This is a genomic window from Desulfobulbus oligotrophicus (assembly GCF_016446285.1).
GTDB classification, from domain to species: Bacteria; Desulfobacterota; Desulfobulbia; order Desulfobulbales; family Desulfobulbaceae; genus Desulfobulbus; species Desulfobulbus oligotrophicus.
In genome coordinates, this window is the sequence record NZ_CP054140.1 from 1,397,523 (window position 1) to 1,412,893 (window position 15,371).

At 51.8% G+C, this 15,371-nt stretch carries 13 protein-coding genes and 1 tRNA gene; 12 read left to right on the forward strand and 2 right to left on the reverse strand.

Annotation, left to right across the window (positions count from 1 at the left end):
• Positions 1 to 100: 100 nt before the first annotated feature.
• The gene (locus tag HP555_RS06245; protein WP_199264316.1) at positions 101 to 2,782 is read right to left on the reverse strand and encodes a CBS domain-containing protein; all 2,682 of its coding nucleotides are present in this window, start codon (positions 2,780 to 2,782) and stop codon (positions 101 to 103) included.
• A 282-nt stretch (positions 2,783 to 3,064) separates the two neighbouring features.
• Here HP555_RS06245 and HP555_RS06250 point away from each other — a divergent pair.
• The 12 genes from HP555_RS06250 to HP555_RS06305 all read left to right on the forward strand — a co-directional run bounded on the left by HP555_RS06250 (position 3,065) and on the right by HP555_RS06305 (position 14,416).
• Positions 3,065 to 3,140 (forward strand) — tRNA-Gly (locus HP555_RS06250).
• A 189-nt stretch (positions 3,141 to 3,329) separates the two neighbouring features.
• Positions 3,330 to 3,791 (forward strand): ribosome maturation factor RimP, encoded by a 462-nt coding sequence (locus HP555_RS06255; RefSeq protein WP_199264317.1) that lies wholly within the window; start codon positions 3,330 to 3,332, stop codon positions 3,789 to 3,791.
• Between the two features lie 46 nt (positions 3,792 to 3,837).
• The gene (gene nusA / locus HP555_RS06260) at positions 3,838 to 5,157 is read left to right on the forward strand and encodes a transcription termination factor NusA (RefSeq protein ID WP_199264318.1); all 1,320 of its coding nucleotides are present in this window, start codon (positions 3,838 to 3,840) and stop codon (positions 5,155 to 5,157) included.
• Complete coding sequence (locus HP555_RS14350) at positions 5,157 to 5,375, forward strand: YlxR family protein (protein ID WP_408639835.1); 219 nt, start codon at positions 5,157 to 5,159, stop codon at positions 5,373 to 5,375. The genes nusA and HP555_RS14350 overlap by 1 nt, the downstream gene beginning before the upstream one ends.
• Before the next feature lie 23 nt (positions 5,376 to 5,398).
• On the forward strand, positions 5,399 to 8,164 hold the full coding sequence (infB, locus tag HP555_RS06270) for a translation initiation factor IF-2 (protein WP_199264320.1): 2,766 nt from the start codon (positions 5,399 to 5,401) through the stop codon (positions 8,162 to 8,164).
• Positions 8,165 to 8,175: 11 nt separating this feature from the next.
• The gene (gene rbfA, locus HP555_RS06275; RefSeq protein WP_199264321.1) at positions 8,176 to 8,577 is read left to right on the forward strand and encodes a 30S ribosome-binding factor RbfA; all 402 of its coding nucleotides are present in this window, start codon (positions 8,176 to 8,178) and stop codon (positions 8,575 to 8,577) included.
• Positions 8,564 to 9,556: a DHH family phosphoesterase gene (locus HP555_RS06280; protein WP_199264322.1), complete on the forward strand. Its 993-nt coding sequence runs from the start codon at positions 8,564 to 8,566 to the stop codon at positions 9,554 to 9,556. The genes rbfA and HP555_RS06280 overlap by 14 nt, the downstream gene beginning before the upstream one ends.
• Before the next feature lie 56 nt (positions 9,557 to 9,612).
• On the forward strand, positions 9,613 to 10,344 hold the full coding sequence (truB, locus tag HP555_RS06285; RefSeq protein ID WP_233249269.1) for a tRNA pseudouridine(55) synthase TruB: 732 nt from the start codon (positions 9,613 to 9,615) through the stop codon (positions 10,342 to 10,344).
• A 135-nt stretch (positions 10,345 to 10,479) separates the two neighbouring features.
• Complete coding sequence (gene rpsO / locus HP555_RS06290) at positions 10,480 to 10,749, forward strand: 30S ribosomal protein S15 (RefSeq protein WP_199264324.1); 270 nt, start codon at positions 10,480 to 10,482, stop codon at positions 10,747 to 10,749.
• 220 nt (positions 10,750 to 10,969) lie between these two features.
• Complete coding sequence (gene pnp, locus HP555_RS06295; protein ID WP_199264325.1) at positions 10,970 to 13,057, forward strand: polyribonucleotide nucleotidyltransferase; 2,088 nt, start codon at positions 10,970 to 10,972, stop codon at positions 13,055 to 13,057.
• A 91-nt stretch (positions 13,058 to 13,148) separates the two neighbouring features.
• Positions 13,149 to 13,646, forward strand: a complete 498-nt coding sequence (gene dut, locus HP555_RS06300) for a dUTP diphosphatase (protein ID WP_199264326.1) — start codon at positions 13,149 to 13,151, stop codon at positions 13,644 to 13,646.
• Entirely contained in the window at positions 13,643 to 14,416 is a 774-nt protein-coding gene (locus tag HP555_RS06305) for an MBL fold metallo-hydrolase (protein ID WP_199264327.1), read from the forward strand. Before dut ends, HP555_RS06305 begins: the two co-directional genes overlap by 4 nt.
• Positions 14,417 to 14,445: 29 nt before the next feature.
• On the opposite strand, the gene xerD is transcribed toward HP555_RS06305, so the two are convergent.
• Complete coding sequence (xerD, locus tag HP555_RS06310) at positions 14,446 to 15,357, reverse strand: site-specific tyrosine recombinase XerD (protein WP_269846861.1); 912 nt, start codon at positions 15,355 to 15,357, stop codon at positions 14,446 to 14,448.
• Between the last annotated feature and the right edge of the window lie 14 nt (positions 15,358 to 15,371).

Here is a 15,371-nt window from a genome sequence, read left to right on the forward strand (position 1 = left end):
ATTCTGTCTCCTCGAAAAAGATGAGGTGTATCTCTGTGTTTAGGTACTCAACGCTATAAATTAAGAAAGTGTGGAGGAAAAGCGAGAAAAAAGATGGTGTTTACGATAAAGCGGCGCCGGGAGGGTAGGTGGACTGAATAAAGGACAGTGCATCTTCACGACTGCCGACCTGACCGTCGAGCTGTACTTCGATCAGATGATTGCGAATGGTCCGGAAGAGGGGCCCGGGGATATACCCCATGGCTTTCAGTTCATCGCCGCGAACCAACGGTACAACATTTCTCCAGGTGGTAACATAGTGGGAAACAGCCTGTTGAATGTAGCGCTTGCGGGCAATTGCCATGAGGTAGAGGAGACCTTCGATGTCGAGTTCATGCAGAAGCCAGTAGGTTTCACTGGGCCGGAGAAACGGTCGTTTCTGCATTTCTTGAGCAACACGTTCAGCCTCTGTTTTTTGGGCAATCAGCTTGCGTCGCTGGCGAGGAGGGAGTGAAAATCGGTTGCAGAAGGCAATGAGCTCCTTGGTTCGTGATCGACTCATGATCGCTAGTAAATAGACCATCCACGGTTCAATCTTATCAGGTAGATACAGCAGTTTGAACCAGGAAATCGCCTGGTTGGCCTGGGTGAGAAAATGAAGGAATCGTCGATCGATTTTGAGGTTGGGACGCAGGTCGGGCCAGAGAAAGGGAAAGAGCTTCAGTGCCGCCATCCGCCGTAAAGCTGGTATGGGGTTGTCTTCGGAAAGAATCAGTTTGAGTTCGTGAAAGAAGCGAGGCTCCTCAACCCGATCAAACAGATTCATCTGGACGGTGTTTTTGATGAGTTTTTCGGTGTGTTTGGTGATGGTGAAGTCTAATCGGCTTTCAAAACGGATCGCCCTGAAGATACGAGTGGGATCCTCAACAAAGCTGAGGTTGTGCAGTACCTGAATTCGTCGCTCCTTGAGGTCGTTTTGGCTGTTGAAGTAGTCAACCAGGATACCGAATCGTTTTGGATTCAGATGGATGGCCATAGCGTTGATCGTAAAGTCACGCCGGTAGAGGTCGAGCTTGGTCGAGCTGTGCTCCACGGTGGGCATGGCGGCCGGATGATCGTAGTATTCCAGGCGGGCTGTGGCTACATCAATACGGGACTGGTCAGGGAAGATGACAGTCGCTGTCCCAAATTTTTCGTGGGGATGGACTATGCCATGGCGCTGGGCGGCCAGGGCTTTGGCAAGCCTGATACCGTCCCCTTCAATGACGATGTCGATATCAGTATTTTGTACCTGCAGGATCAGGTCACGGACAAAACCTCCGGCCACGTAGGCGTTGCATCCCTGCTGCTCTGCTATTTCACCGATTTCTCGTAAAAGTACAATAACGTTTTTCGGCAGGACTTGCGTCATGACGCTGCTGAGATGACGGGTCCGCTCAATGGATGGACGTTCGTCACTGCGCAGCAGATCAAGCGAGAGATGTGCAGGGTCGTTGACAAGCAGGGCAAGCAGATCGGTACGGGTAATCACCCCGACAATGTCATCGTCACGCGTTACCGGTAAAAGACGCTGGCGGTTTTCAACGATCAGTCGCTGGATATCGAAGAGAGTGCCGCTTTCAGGTATGGTGGCGATGTCGGTGGTCATGTAGTCAGCCACCGGTATATTGCCCAGTTTATGAAAAATAGCCTTTTCAGCAACCCGGCGTGAGATCATTCCCAGAAGGCCGCAGGGGTTTTCCCCGTTCCCGTCACTGTTGGTTCGTACCACCGGCAGCACGGTGACATTGTAACGGGTCATTAACTGGTTGGCCTGATCGATACTCACTTCCGGGGTGACGGTGATGACCGGCGCACTCATAATTTCGCCGGCCATGGCTTTGGGGCGGACATGGCGGTGAAGTAAACTGATCAACTGTTCTTCAGCTTCAACAATGGTCAGGTTGCGGACCGTGGCGGAGGCTGCGGTGGCATGGCCGCCGCCCCCGAATTCTCTGGCAATTGTGCCGACATTCACTTCAGGGATGCGACTGCGTGCAATAAGGTAGGTCCGTTCACCCATGCTTAACAGGGCAAAGACCACATCAATATTGTCCAGCACCATGAGACGCTGGACAAGGACTGAGAAATCATCGATATAATCCGGCATGGTCAGTTTGCTGACCACCACTGTCACGCCGCGTATGACATAGGTGTGGGCTTCTTGACGCAGTTGACCGAGCAGACTGATCTGTTCGGAAGACAGTTCGCGGGAAATAAATTGAGTGATGATATCCAGATTGGCGCCATGGGTCAGGAGCCATGAGGCTGCCGCCAGATCTTCCGGGCAGGTGGAGGAGTGCAGAAAGCTTCCGGTATCCTCATAAATGCCGAGTGCCATCAGTGTGGCCTCATCCGGCGAGGGAACGATATTTTTTTCTTGAAAAAGACGGGTGAAAATTGTTGTGGTGGAGCCTACCGGTTCGACGATCTCTTGCGAGCCACGGAGATCTGTCTCGGTATCAGGATGATGATCGTACAGATGAACCGTAACAGCAGGGTTGGTTGCACACTCCGCTAATCTGCCTATTCGATCGGCCTGCCGGGTATCCACAACAATCAGACGTTGTACCTTGTCGATATCAATATGCTTGATCTTTTTGAATGCATAGATGTTGCGAAATTCCTGGGCCAGATAGTTGCGAACGGATTTTTCCTGTGATCCGGGGAAAACCAGGACGGCTTCCGGATACAGTCGTTTGGCTGCGATCATGGATGCCAAGGCATCAAAGTCTGCGCCGATATGCGTGGTGATAATATCCATAGCCGCGATTATACACTACTCGAAGAGTCTGTAAAGACAAGGCCGTGTTCTGTGGATTCAGTAGAGGCCTGCAAGGTGTTCTTTTCCATAATATCGGTCTGTTGCCGGTGTGTTTGTCGAAACAGAAATAGGGATTGATGATCTGCTTGTCCATCGGTATCTGTCCTTTATTCAACAAGGGAGATACCGTTTTTGCAGAGTGAGAATTACGACTCTTTTCCCTGTTGTTGCTTGACAACTATTTGTGAATGCACTATTTTAGTTTGATTCACTCGGATTAGGGCGGGTGTAGCTCAGTTGGTAGAGCACAAGCTTCCCAAGCTTGGGGTCGCGGGTTCGAGCCCCGTTGCCCGCTCCACACGGAGATCTGTCCGATAGTGTTGCCGTTTTAACTTCTGCAGATTGCACGGTGGCATGCACCGGTGTTTTTGAAAGTGGGCTTTGCCCGCTTTTTTTATTGTCTCTTCACACTTTACTTGCTGTGAGATCGGAACGTCCCTGAGGACATGACGAAAAGAATAAGGTTGAAAAGAACGGTTTTTAACAAATGGGCAATGATTCAGAACGAATAGTAACGATTGTCCAGGAATTTGCCGAGCCTCTGTTAGCACAGTCAGGTATGGAGCTCGTTGAGGTTCAATTCCGGAGAGAGGGGCATGGCTGGGTGCTTCGTCTGTTTATTGATAAGGAGGGCGGCGTTACCATCGACGACTGTGCTGAGGTGAGTCGTGAGGTCAGTGCCTATCTTGAGGTTGAAGACCCGGTTGAGCACGCCTACCATCTTGAAGTCTCCTCGCCGGGGCTGGAGCGGCCGCTTCGAGGGCGTCAGGACTTCAGTCGTTTTTCCGACCGGCTGGTCCGCCTTAAGCTGCATGATCCTGTTAAGGGGCAGCATGTTCTTGTCGGTACCCTGCTTGGCCTGGAAGGTGAAGCAGTGATATTGGCGTTGGATAATGAAACCGTTTATATCGATTTGGAAAATATAGTAAGGGCGCGTCTAACGTTGTAAAATCCTTGGGGTGAACGTGGAATTGATCGCCTAGTTGGAGTCAAGCATGGTAGGAACAGAAAATCTTAAACGAATTGTCGATCAGATCTGCCGAGATAAAGGTATTGACCGGGCCTTGCTGATCGATGCGATTGAAGAGGCTGTCCGCTCCGCTGTTCGGAAAAAATATGGGGGTCGCCGGGATATCGAAGTCCAGTTCAGTGAAGATCTGGGAGAGATCGAGGTCTTTCAGTATCGTACGGTTGTGGAAGAGGTCTTTGATGAAGAGACTGAGATCTCTTTGGAAGATGCTCGACGGCTGGATCCGGACGTTGAGGTGGATGATGATCTGGGTGAAAAGCTTGATAGCGTTGCCGATCTTGGCCGCATCGCTGCTCAGTCAGCTAAGCAGGTGATTATTCACCGAATGCGTGACGCTGAACGTGATGTGATTTACGATATGTATCGGGATCGCGAAGGCACTATCGTCAACGGTATCGTGCAGCGATTTGAGCGAGGTGACATGATCGTTAATCTTGGGAGAACCGACGCTGTTCTGCCGCGAGACAATCAGATACCCAAAAGATCTTACAAGCAGGGTGACCGTATCCGGGCCTATTTACAGGAAGTACGCCGAGATGCCCGAGAAGGTAAGCATCGTGATTCACAGTTAATCCTCAGCAGAACCTGTAACGAATTTCTGATCAAGCTTTTTGAAATGGAGGTCCCGGAAATTGCCGAAGGCATCGTCAAGATTATGGGTGCCAGCCGCGAACCCGGGTTTCGAGCCAAAATTGCCGTGTCATCCATTGAATCGGATGTGGATCCGGTGGGCGCCTGTGTCGGTCTTAAGGGATCTCGGGTTCAGAATGTTGTTCAGGAGTTGCAGGGTGAGCGGATCGATATCGTACCCTGGAGTCCGGATCCGGTGAAGTACGTGTACAATGCCCTGGCTCCGGCAGAGGTGTCGATGGTGATTGTTGATGATGAAAAAAAATGTCTGCTCGTGGTTGTACCTGATGATCAGTTGTCACTGGCTATTGGAAGGCAGGGGCAGAACGTCCGTCTCGCTTCACGGCTTTTGGGGTGGAGGATCGATGTGAAGAGTGAGTCGAGATACGCAAACGCCGAAACGACAGGCTATCGGGAACTGCTGACGGTTGAGGGGATTGATGAGGGCTTGGCGGATCGGCTGTTTGGAGCGGGGATAACTTCTGTGGAGCAGGTGGCAGAGACTGATGTTGAAAAATTGGCTGTTGCTGCCCGGATTGATGTGGATCAGGCAACGGCTTTACAGTTGATGGCTGCTCAAGTGCAGCCTGGGCAGGACCGGCAGGTTGAGCCAACAACGGATGAAGGAGCAGGAACAGAAGACACCGTGATCTGATGCAAAGAGGACATGTGCCGGTACGAACTTGTCGGGGATGTGGCCGGAAGGCCTCCCGGGCAACCTTACTACGATTTGTTCTGGTTGAGGGGTGCCTGGTTGAAGATCAACAGGCTGTGCTGACAGGGAGAGGGATTTACTGTTGCAATGATCCCGTTTGCCGGGCGCGTCTGGCAAAAAGCAAGAAAATCGGAAATCGGACTGAGCCTATGCGGTGAATGGCTGATGAAGGGAGTGTTTGATGAGTAAGGTTCGTGTTTACGATCTCGCCAAGGAATTTGGGCTGAAAAGCAAAGAATTGGTAGACAGGCTGGTGGCGATGGGCTACCCAGTAAAAAGTCATAGTTCAAGTGTCGATAGTGATATGGCCGCGGATATTCGAAATAAAATAAAAGGGTTAGTGGCTGCTGGCGTTGCAGAAGGTCGTATCGAGATGCGAAAGGAACCCGAACCGGCCGCTAAAAGCAGAGTTGTTGTCCGTCGTCGGTCCAGGGCGGAAAAAGAAGAAGCCGCGAGGAAACAGGAGGAGGCCGAGGCCCAGGCGTTTGAAGAAGAAGTCCAGGCGCTGGAAGCGCGTCTTCAGAAGGCGGGTGCAGACGAGCCATCGATTGCAGAAGATGTCACAGCACCGGAGCCGTCTGACCTTCAGGATAGTGAGCCTGGCATCGTTGAGCCTGACGATGACACTCCTGCCGGGGAGCAGGAACCCGCTATTGTGGTAGAGAAGAGTGAAGAGCCTGCTGAAGAACCCGTTGTCGCTGAAAAAACTGATGAGGCGGAAGTCGCCGGTACTGCTGATGCCGTGCCGCAGGAAACAGAAGTGGAATCTTCTCCGCCCGCCGAGGAAACAGCTGTTGCAGATGTTGTTGAACGACCGAAGCGATTGGCCAGGGTCGTTGGTCGTGTTGTCATACCTGTCCCTGAAAAACGAACGAAGCCGACAACGAAGCCGCAACCCCGTTCGGCGCAGCCTCCTGTTGCAGGCGCACCTGTTGAGGTCCCGGTGGCCGCGGATGATGCACGGGGGGACAAGGGGAAGAAAAAAGGCAAACGAATGGTGGCTATTCAGCCTGAGGATGATGAGCAGGGCAAAAAAAGCCCGGTTAAAGGTCAGAAGAAGGCAAGAGGCCGATTGGATTTCACAACGGATAGTGATGTCGAGTTCATGCGTCCTCGCAAGGGAAGAAAGAAGAGAGATGCAATAAAAAAAGACCAGCAGATGCAACAGGTGGCTGATACCAAGGCCATCAAAAAGCGAATTAAGGTGGTATCCACCATCAGTGTGGGAGACCTGGCCAGGCGTATGGGTATCAAGGCCAGTGAGGTTATCTCTGCCCTGATGCGGTTGGGTGTGCTTGCTACCCTTAATCAGGCCTTGGATGTCGATACTGCTGCCTTAATAGCCGCAGACTTCGGCTACGAGGTCGAGCAGGCCATGACTGAAGAGCTTGAGCTGGAAGCCTTGCAGGAGCAGGAAAGCGAAATGGGCGGAGAGGCCTTGCCCAGACCGCCGGTGGTCACTGTCATGGGACATGTCGACCACGGCAAAACGTCGATTCTCGATGCCATCCGTAAAACCGATGTTGTTGCAGGAGAGGCCGGTGGTATTACGCAACACATCGGTGCCTACCATGTACAGTCTCCTTCCGGTGATCTGACGTTTGTGGACACACCGGGGCATGCCGCCTTTACTGAAATGCGGTCGCGAGGCGCGAAGGTCACTGATATCGTTGTCCTGGTCGTTGCAGCGGATGACGGCGTCATGGATCAGACAAAAGAAGCTATTGCACACTCAAAGGCTGCAGATGTGCCGATTGTCGTGGCTGTCAATAAGATTGACAAGGACAGTGCGGATCCGGAGAGAGTTAAGCGGGAGCTGAGCGATTTTGGACTGATTCCAGAGGAGTGGGGCGGTACCACGATATTTTGCGAGACTTCGGCCAAGAAAGGAATCGGGATTGAAGACCTCATTGAATCCATTCAATTGCAGGCAGAGATTTTGGAGTTACGGGCAGATGCTCTCCGCCGGGCCAAAGGGACCGTGATAGAGGCTCAGCTTCACAAGGGCCGCGGGCCTGTGGCAACGGTTCTTGTACAGGAGGGGACTTTGCATCCCGGTGACAACTTTGTTGCAGGGAATTACAGCGGGAAGGTGCGTACCCTGACGAACGAGCGCGGGGAGCAGGTGCAGGCAGCAGGTCCCTCAATTCCTGTTGAGGTTCAGGGCCTCTCCGGTGTGCCTCAGGCCGGCGACGAATTCGTCGTTCTTACTGATGAGAAGATGGCTAAATCCGTTGCTTCCGCCCGTCAGCTGAAGGCAAGAGAGACTGAACTGGCATCAGCATCCAAGGTGTCGCTTGAGAATCTATTTGAGAAGATAGCCGAACAGGATGTCAAGGAGCTGAGGGTTATTCTCCGTGCCGATGTCCAGGGTACATTGCAGGCCTTTGGGCAGGCAGCGGAGAATCTGTCGACAAAGGCGATTCGCGTTCGATCGCTCCACGAGGGGACGGGGACGATTACTGAAAACGACATCCACCTTGCTGCTGCTTCAGATGCCATTATTATCGGTTTTAACGTTCGGCCTGCGGTTAAAGTGAAGGAGCTGGCGGAACGGGAAGGTGTTGATGTCCGCTCTTACGATGTCATCTATCATGCTCTTGAAGATATTGAGAAAGCGATGAAGGGCATGCTGGAGCCTGTCTATCAGGAAAGGGTGATCGGTACGGCCGATGTCAGGGAAACGTTCCAGGTGCCGAAGGTGGGCACTGTCGCCGGGTGTGCCGTCATTGCCGGGAAGATCGAACGTAATGCCCGGGTTCGGGTATTGCGGGAAGGGGTGGTTGTCTATACCGGAAAAATCGGTTCACTGCGTCGATTCAAGGATGATGTCAAGGAGGTTCTTACCGGTTTTGAGTGCGGCATAGGGGTCGAGCATTTTAACGATATAAAAGTCGGTGATAATCTGGAGGCCTATGTTATGGATGAGGTGGAGGCAACTTTATAAGCGACACGACTATGGCTGTGGATTTTGATTTTAAATTACCAGGTCTCGGACGTCCGGAAAGTTCCCGGCCTAAACGGGTGGCTGAGGCTATTAAGAATGAGCTGACGATCCTCCTCCTGCAAAAGGTGGCGGATCCGCGGTTGAACGGGGTCAGATTGTCCCGGGTGATCGTCACTCCTGATCTGAAATCAGCCAGGGTATATTTTACCACACCGAGCAACCTGGACAGCGGAGTTGCACTCAAAGGTATGAATCGGGCCAAAGGATACTTCCGCAGTCACCTCGCCAGGGTACTTAATCTGCGCTACACTCCTGAGCTGCTGTTTTACTACGACAATCTCAATGAAGAGATTGATCGCATTGATGGCCTGTTTCGGCAGATCGAGAAGGAGCGGAAGCATGAACAGTCCTGATCCGACCGTATTGGCAACGATCCGAAGCAAAGGACACATTTTGCTGGCCACCCATTTTAATCCCGATGGTGACGCCCTTGGCTCCCTGCTTGGAGCAGCTGATATTTTGCAAAGTATGGGGAAGAGAGTTTTTTGTTATCTTGAGGAGCCTATATCCCCACTGTATCGCTTTTTACCGGGTGCCGGTCAGATTCAAACCGATATGAACAGGGTTCGCGAGTTTGTTGACTACGCTCAGGATGACTTTCTTACTCTGTGTCTCGACTGTGGAGATGTTCAACGCCTGGGCCGGCATTACGAGGAGTTGAGCAGTTTCCGCCCACTGATGGTCATTGATCATCACAGAGGGAACAAGGGGTTTGGTGATGGGTTCTGGGTTGAGGCGCATCGTTCCTCCACAGCGGAGATGGTTTATGATCTGGCAAAAGCCCTTGGAATTGAAGTCTCGTCACGGGCTTCTGAATGTCTGTTTGCCGCTATCAGCACTGATACCGGTTCTTTTCGCTATGAATCGACCAGCAGTCATACCTTCAGGGTTGTCAGTGATCTTGTGAGCAGAGGGGTCAAGCCCGAGCACGTTGCCAACAATCTGTATGACAACTACACGCTGGGGCGTCTGCAGCTCATGCAGGAGGTTTTGGCGACTCTGGAAATGTATGAACGTGATCGTATCGCTATTATTCGAGTAACACAGCATATGCTTGACAGGACCTTCACCACCATGGAGGATACCGAGTACTTTATCAACCTTCCCCGGGCGGTGAGTTCTGTGCGGGTGGCTGTGTTTCTTAAGGAAGTTGAACCATTGCATGTTTCAGTCAGCCTGCGGGCTAAAGGGAAATGTGATGTTGCTTCCGTGGCCCGGCGTTTTGGTGGAGGCGGACATCGGAATGCCAGTGGCTTCCGCATGCAGGGACAGGGGGTGGAAGCGGTGCGGGATCTTTTACTTCCGGTACTTCGCGAGGAGTTGCAGGCATAGTTCTGGTGAAAGGGTGTGACGTTTCATGCAGAGATGAGCGAACCTGGACGCAAGGGGTGTTTCTGGTTGACAAGCCGGTGGGATTAACCTCCTTTGCTCTTGTCCGCCGGATTCGTTGGCTGCTTGGTATAAAAAAAGTGGGGCATGCCGGAACATTGGATCCTTTTGCCTCCGGTCTCCTCATCGTTTGTGCGGGGCGGGAAGCTACCAGGCAAATAAATCAACTTATGGCAGGACGAAAAACATACCTGGCCTGTCTTCAGTTGGGTGCAGAAACATCCACCCTGGATCCCGAGGGAACGATCAATGCCACCTGTCCGGTTCCTCACCTTGACCAGACTGCTGTTCAGGCATGTCTTAAAAGTTATATCGGTCCTCAATTCCAGGTGCCACCGCCTTTTTCTGCAGCAAAACACAAGGGCAAACCGTTATATGCCTACGCCCGTCGGGGCATACTGATTCAAAAAGAGGCCAAACCCATCGAAGTCTATCGTCTGGATTACCTGGCGTACGATGCAGTGTCCCACCAGTTGACTGTTCTTGTTGAGTGCAGCCCGGGAACCTATATCAGGGTGCTGGCAGCGGATATTGGTCGATCCCTGGGGTGTGGTGCTTATCTGGAGAGTTTACGGCGCACCCGGAGTGGGCCCTTTACAGTTGAGGAGAGTCTGTCCGGAAAGATCTTATTGGAAGAGAATGGTCTGCAACTGTTATGCAGCAACCGACGAAGTATTGATGAGGTATTGGAGACCATCGGGCAGCCGTCTCTTTGTACTTGCAACAGTTGATGCCCCTCGGGTATAGAAAGGCAAATCGTTCCTCTGGGTCGCAACCCTCTGCCCCAGAAACAGGAACAAATTATCCAGACTCCAGAAAGGCTGAGGGCGTTGCTTTTCTGGCAGCAGAAGGACAATGGAGTGTTCATGGCACAAACAACGGAGAAGAAAAAAGAACTGATTGAACAATTTAAAACCCATGAGAACGATACAGGGTCCTGTGAAGTGCAGATTGCACTTTTGACAGACCGTATCCTCTATCTCACCGAACATTTCAAAACACATACCAAAGATCACCACTCTCGACGCGGACTGTTGAAACTCGTTGGTCAGCGTCGCAATTTACTTAAATATTTGCAGAAGAAGGATGTTGACAAGTATCGAACTCTGATTCAGCAGCTCGGTATTCGCAAGTAAGTCGTTTTTTTGACGGCGAGCCGAAAGGCTCGCCGTTGATATTTTTACAGACGGCGCCATTGCAGGCTACAAATCTTCATAACGACACAAAGGGCACAGAGAGAATTGACGTGAAATGTCGATTGTCGCTGCACCCTTTGTGCCTTTGTGATGTAACTGAGCTGCACTGGTTTGGCCGTTCCCCACGTTATATTCCGAAGCATTCGGAACAGGAGAATTTATGATGCATACAGTAGCAATCGATATCGGCGGGCACAACATATCAATGGAAACCGGTAAAATGGCCAAGCAGACAAATGGCTCAGTAATGGTTTCCAATGGCGACACCAAGGTGCTGGTCACAGTTGTTGCTGAAACTGAACCCAGGGGTATGGGATTCTTACCACTGACTATTGAATATCAAGAGCGGATGTATGCGGCCGGGCGCATTCCCGGTAGTTATTTTCGCCGGGAAATCGGTCGACCGAGTGAAAAAGAGGTGTTGACCTGTCGTCTGATAGATCGGCCTTTACGACCACTTTTTCCGGAAGGGTATGACTGTGAAACCCAATTGATTGCCACGGTTTTTTCCGCAGATCAGAATTTTGATCCGGATGTGTTGGCCATGAACGGGGCTTCCGCTGCCCTGCTTATCTCCGATATCCCATTTGGAGGACCGGTTGGAGCTGCCCGGGTCGGCTATGTTGACGGCCAGTACGTGCTTAATCCGAGCAAGAAGCAATTGGAACGCTCGCAACTGAATCTGGTCGTTGCCGGTACAAAGACCAATGTGGTGATGGTTGAGGGCAAGGCGAGTGAGCTGTCCGAGGACATTGTACTTGAAGGTATCTTTTTTGCCCATGCCGGTATTCAGCCCCTTATTGAACTGCAACTCGAACTTCAACGGCGGGCGGGTAAAAGTAAACGGGTCGTTGTGGCCCCGCAGGTCAATGCAGTTCTTAAAGAGCAGGTTGAGACCCTGGCTGCTTCTGGAATGGAAGAGGTGCTGAGTATTGCAGAAAAGGTGGCTCGTTCTGATCGGTACAGCCAGCTGAAGGCAGAGGTCCTTGCTCAGCTTGATCCGGAGTTGTACGAGTCTGTTGGTCAGGTTCATGAAATTTTAGATGATTTTAGAAAAAGGATGATGCGAAGCCGTATTGTCACGAAAGGCGAGCGACTGGATAGACGTTCTTTTGAGGAAGTTCGACCGATCAGTTGTGAAGTGGGGATCCTTCCCCGGGCGCACGGCTCAGCCCTTTTTACCCGCGGTGAAACACAGGCCCTGGTTATTTGCACACTGGGCAGTGAGCGCGATGAACAGCATCTGGAGGGACTTGGAGGCGACGTGTTTCGCCGGTTTATGCTCCACTACAACTTTCCGCCCTTCTGCGTTGGAGAGGTTCGTCCTTTACGTGGTCCAAGCCGCCGGGATATTGGTCACGGTACGCTGGCTCGTCGCGGTGTTGAAGCGGTCTTGCCGGCAAACGACGCTTTTCCGTATACGTTGAGAGTGGTTTCAGAGGTGTTGGAGTCGAATGGATCCTCTTCCATGGCAACAGTGTGTGGTTCCAGTCTGGCACTGATGGATGCAGGGGTGCCGGTTCGGACACCCGTTTCAGGGGTGGCCATGGGTTTGATCAAAGAGGGCGACCAGGTGGTGGTCCTGACCGACATTATCGGCGACGAAGATCATCTCGGGGATATGGATTTTAAGGTGGTCGGCACCTCTGACGGGATTACCGGTCTGCAGATGGACATCAAAATCGATGGTGTTGACCGGCAGATCATGTCTCAGGCGCTGACTCAAGCTAAAAATGGTCGAATACACATTTTAGAGAAGATGGAAGAGGCCCTGAGCTCACCTCGTGCCACGGTTTCCGAACATGCTCCGAAGTATATCACCATGAAGATAGATCCGGACAAGATCCGGGATATCATCGGCCCCGGTGGGAAGATCATCCGCGAGATGACAGCTGAGTTCGACTCTAAGATTGATGTTGAAGACGATGGGACGGTGAAAATTTTCAGCAATAATGTTGAGACCGCCAATGCCTTGGTTAAGCGGATTCAACAGATCACTGCAGTGCCTGAGGTCGGTAAGATCTATGAGGGCGAAGTCAGAACCATTAAGGAATTTGGTGCCTTTGTCCAGATTCTTCCTGGAACCGATGGTATGGTGCATATCTCAGAGCTGGCGAACGAGCGGGTTAAAAATGTGACCGATGTTGTTAAGGAAGGCGATATTATTAAGGTCAAGGTCCTTGAGATTGATAATCGAGGCCGAATCAGGTTGAGTCGTAAGGCTGTACTTGCAGAAGATAATGAATAATTAGTCAGATTGTATCTCTGATAGGGGCCGGCAACCGCAGTATCACGGTAGCCGGCTTTTTTGTCCTTGAAAGACGGGTGAAGGAGGGGCGATGAAGGAAGTGCACGTGGCGTTTAAGTGGCTTGAACCGGAGCAAAGTACTGATCTGTCATTACCGACTTATGCCACTGAACTCGCTGCCGGAATGGATGTCTGTGCTGTTCTTTCCGAACCAGTGGTACTCAACCCGGGTGAAAGGAGATTGTTTGGTTGTGGTTTTGCGGTGGCTATTCCTTCAGGCTATGAAATGCAGGTGCGGCCCCGATCCGGCCTGGCAACCAAGCACGGAATCACGGTGATCAATGCTCCCGGTACTATTGATGCGGATTATCGGGGTGAGGTGAAGGTCGGCCTGATCAATCTTGGTCAACAGCCATATACAGTCCAACGAGGCGATCGTATTGCCCAGCTGGTCTTAGCGCCGGTGGTTCGAGCGGTTTTGCAGTCTGCAACCGAACTGCCTGCAACAGCTCGAGGAACGGGAGGATTCGGTCATACAGGTCTTGGTGCCGGAAAAGAGGTTGTCGATAGTACTGGTGGTCGTCGGTGAAATTTTCTGTTCTCGGCAGCGGCAGCAGAGGAAACTGCACTGTGGTGGAGGCCGGTTCCACCCGATTGCTTATTGATGCCGGTTTCAGCGGCAAGGAGATAGATCGCCGGTTGAACATGGTGGGCATTGATGCGAGATCTTTGACGGCCATTATAGTGACGCATGAACATGATGACCATATCAGGGGGATTGGTGTCTTGGCACGAAGATTCAATATACCGATCTATGCCAATGCGGCAACCCACCGGGCTGCGGCACCTAAAATCAATCATCTTCCGATAGCCCGGGAGTTCGGAGTCGGTGAATCTTTTACCATCAACGAATTTTCTGTTCATCCCTTTGCCGTTTCCCACGATGCAGTTGATCCGGTGGGGTTTATCATCAGCGATGGTCGCCGGCAACTTGGATACTGTACAGATACCGGCATGGTCACCCGTTTGATTCAGCACCATCTTCAGCAGTGCCAGGCGGTTATTCTGGAGGCAAATCATGATGTTGAGATGCTGAGAAACGGGCCGTATCCCCTGTTGCTGCAGCAGCGTGTTCTTTCCAACCAGGGGCATTTAGCCAACGAAACCTCGTTAGCCCTGGCTTCATTGCTGGCAAAGGAGCAATTGCAACTTCTGGTACTGGCTCATTTAAGTGAAATAAACAATCACCCTGATGTGGTGCGTCGGGTTGCGCACCACTACCTGTCGGCTGACCCTACCATATCGGTCACGCTTTCAAGGCAGGAGCAGCCGCTGCCGCTTGTATCTTTAGGTTCTTGAAAACACGTACAGGTGTCTGGCAGTGGTCTTTAGCCGCGCGGATGGTATCGCCGGTGGATTTCCTTGAGACGGTCACTGTCGACATGGGTGTAGATCTGTGTGGTGGCAATGTCGGTGTGCCCGAGCATCATCTGCAGGGACCGCAGGTCTGCGCCACCGGCCAGAAGGTGCGTGGCAAAGGAGTGGCGGAGCATATGCGGACTGATTGCTTTGCTGATGCCTGCTTGTATGGCGGTCTCCCGAATGATCTGCCAGAAACGGTTTCTGCTCATTGCCGTACCACGATTAGAACAAAACAGTATGGCGTTGGGTTTCCCCTTCAGGAGCACTGGTCGTCCATACTCAAGGTAGTCGCTGATCATTTTTCCGGCTGTGGCGGAAAACGGGACGATTCGTTCCTTGTTCCCTTTGCCGAGGATACGTACATGGCCACTGCTCAGGTTGCAGCTGTTGAGCGAGAGGTTAACCAGTTCGGATACCCGTAACCCTGAAGCATACAACAGGTGCAGCATGGCATAGTTCCGAAGGACCATGGGGGGGTGCTTCTCAGGTAGGCGCAGCAGGGCGTCAACCTCGGTTATACTGAGCATTTTCGGCAGACTGTGCCCAATTTTCGGGGAGTCGATTGCAGTGGTAGGATCAATTGTGATCACTGCCTGATCCTTCAGAAAGCGGAAAAAGGTACGCAGCGTTGCAAGCCTTCGGGCATTTGATCGTGTACTGGTGCGCTGTTGATGGCAGTGTTGAAAATACCGGATAATCTGATCAGTCTGTATATCGCTCAGATACAGCGGGGAAGGAGTCGTATCAAGAAGGAAGTTGAAGAAAGATTGAATATCGGCGCTGTAAGCAGCCACCGTATTTTTGGACAATCGACGCTGTATGGTCAGATATTGTACAAAAAGCGACAGGTACTGACTGAACTGAGAGGCGGCCTTCAAGAGAGGAAAATGAT

Bases quoted from the DNA above. Each gene is read 5' to 3' on its own strand.
- HP555_RS06245 (WP_199264316.1), bottom strand. From the start codon at position 2,782: ATGGATATTATCACCACGCATATCGGCGCAGACTTTGATGCCTTGGCA.
- HP555_RS06255 (WP_199264317.1), top strand. From the start codon at position 3,330: ATGGGCAATGATTCAGAACGAATAGTAACGATTGTCCAGGAATTTGCC.
- nusA (WP_199264318.1), top strand. From the start codon at position 3,838: ATGGTAGGAACAGAAAATCTTAAACGAATTGTCGATCAGATCTGCCGA.
- HP555_RS14350 (WP_408639835.1), top strand. From the start codon at position 5,157: ATGCAAAGAGGACATGTGCCGGTACGAACTTGTCGGGGATGTGGCCGG.
- infB (WP_199264320.1), top strand. From the start codon at position 5,399: ATGAGTAAGGTTCGTGTTTACGATCTCGCCAAGGAATTTGGGCTGAAA.
- rbfA (WP_199264321.1), top strand. From the start codon at position 8,176: ATGGCTGTGGATTTTGATTTTAAATTACCAGGTCTCGGACGTCCGGAA.
- HP555_RS06280 (WP_199264322.1), top strand. From the start codon at position 8,564: ATGAACAGTCCTGATCCGACCGTATTGGCAACGATCCGAAGCAAAGGA.
- rpsO (WP_199264324.1), top strand. From the start codon at position 10,480: ATGGCACAAACAACGGAGAAGAAAAAAGAACTGATTGAACAATTTAAA.
- pnp (WP_199264325.1), top strand. From the start codon at position 10,970: ATGATGCATACAGTAGCAATCGATATCGGCGGGCACAACATATCAATG.
- dut (WP_199264326.1), top strand. From the start codon at position 13,149: ATGAAGGAAGTGCACGTGGCGTTTAAGTGGCTTGAACCGGAGCAAAGT.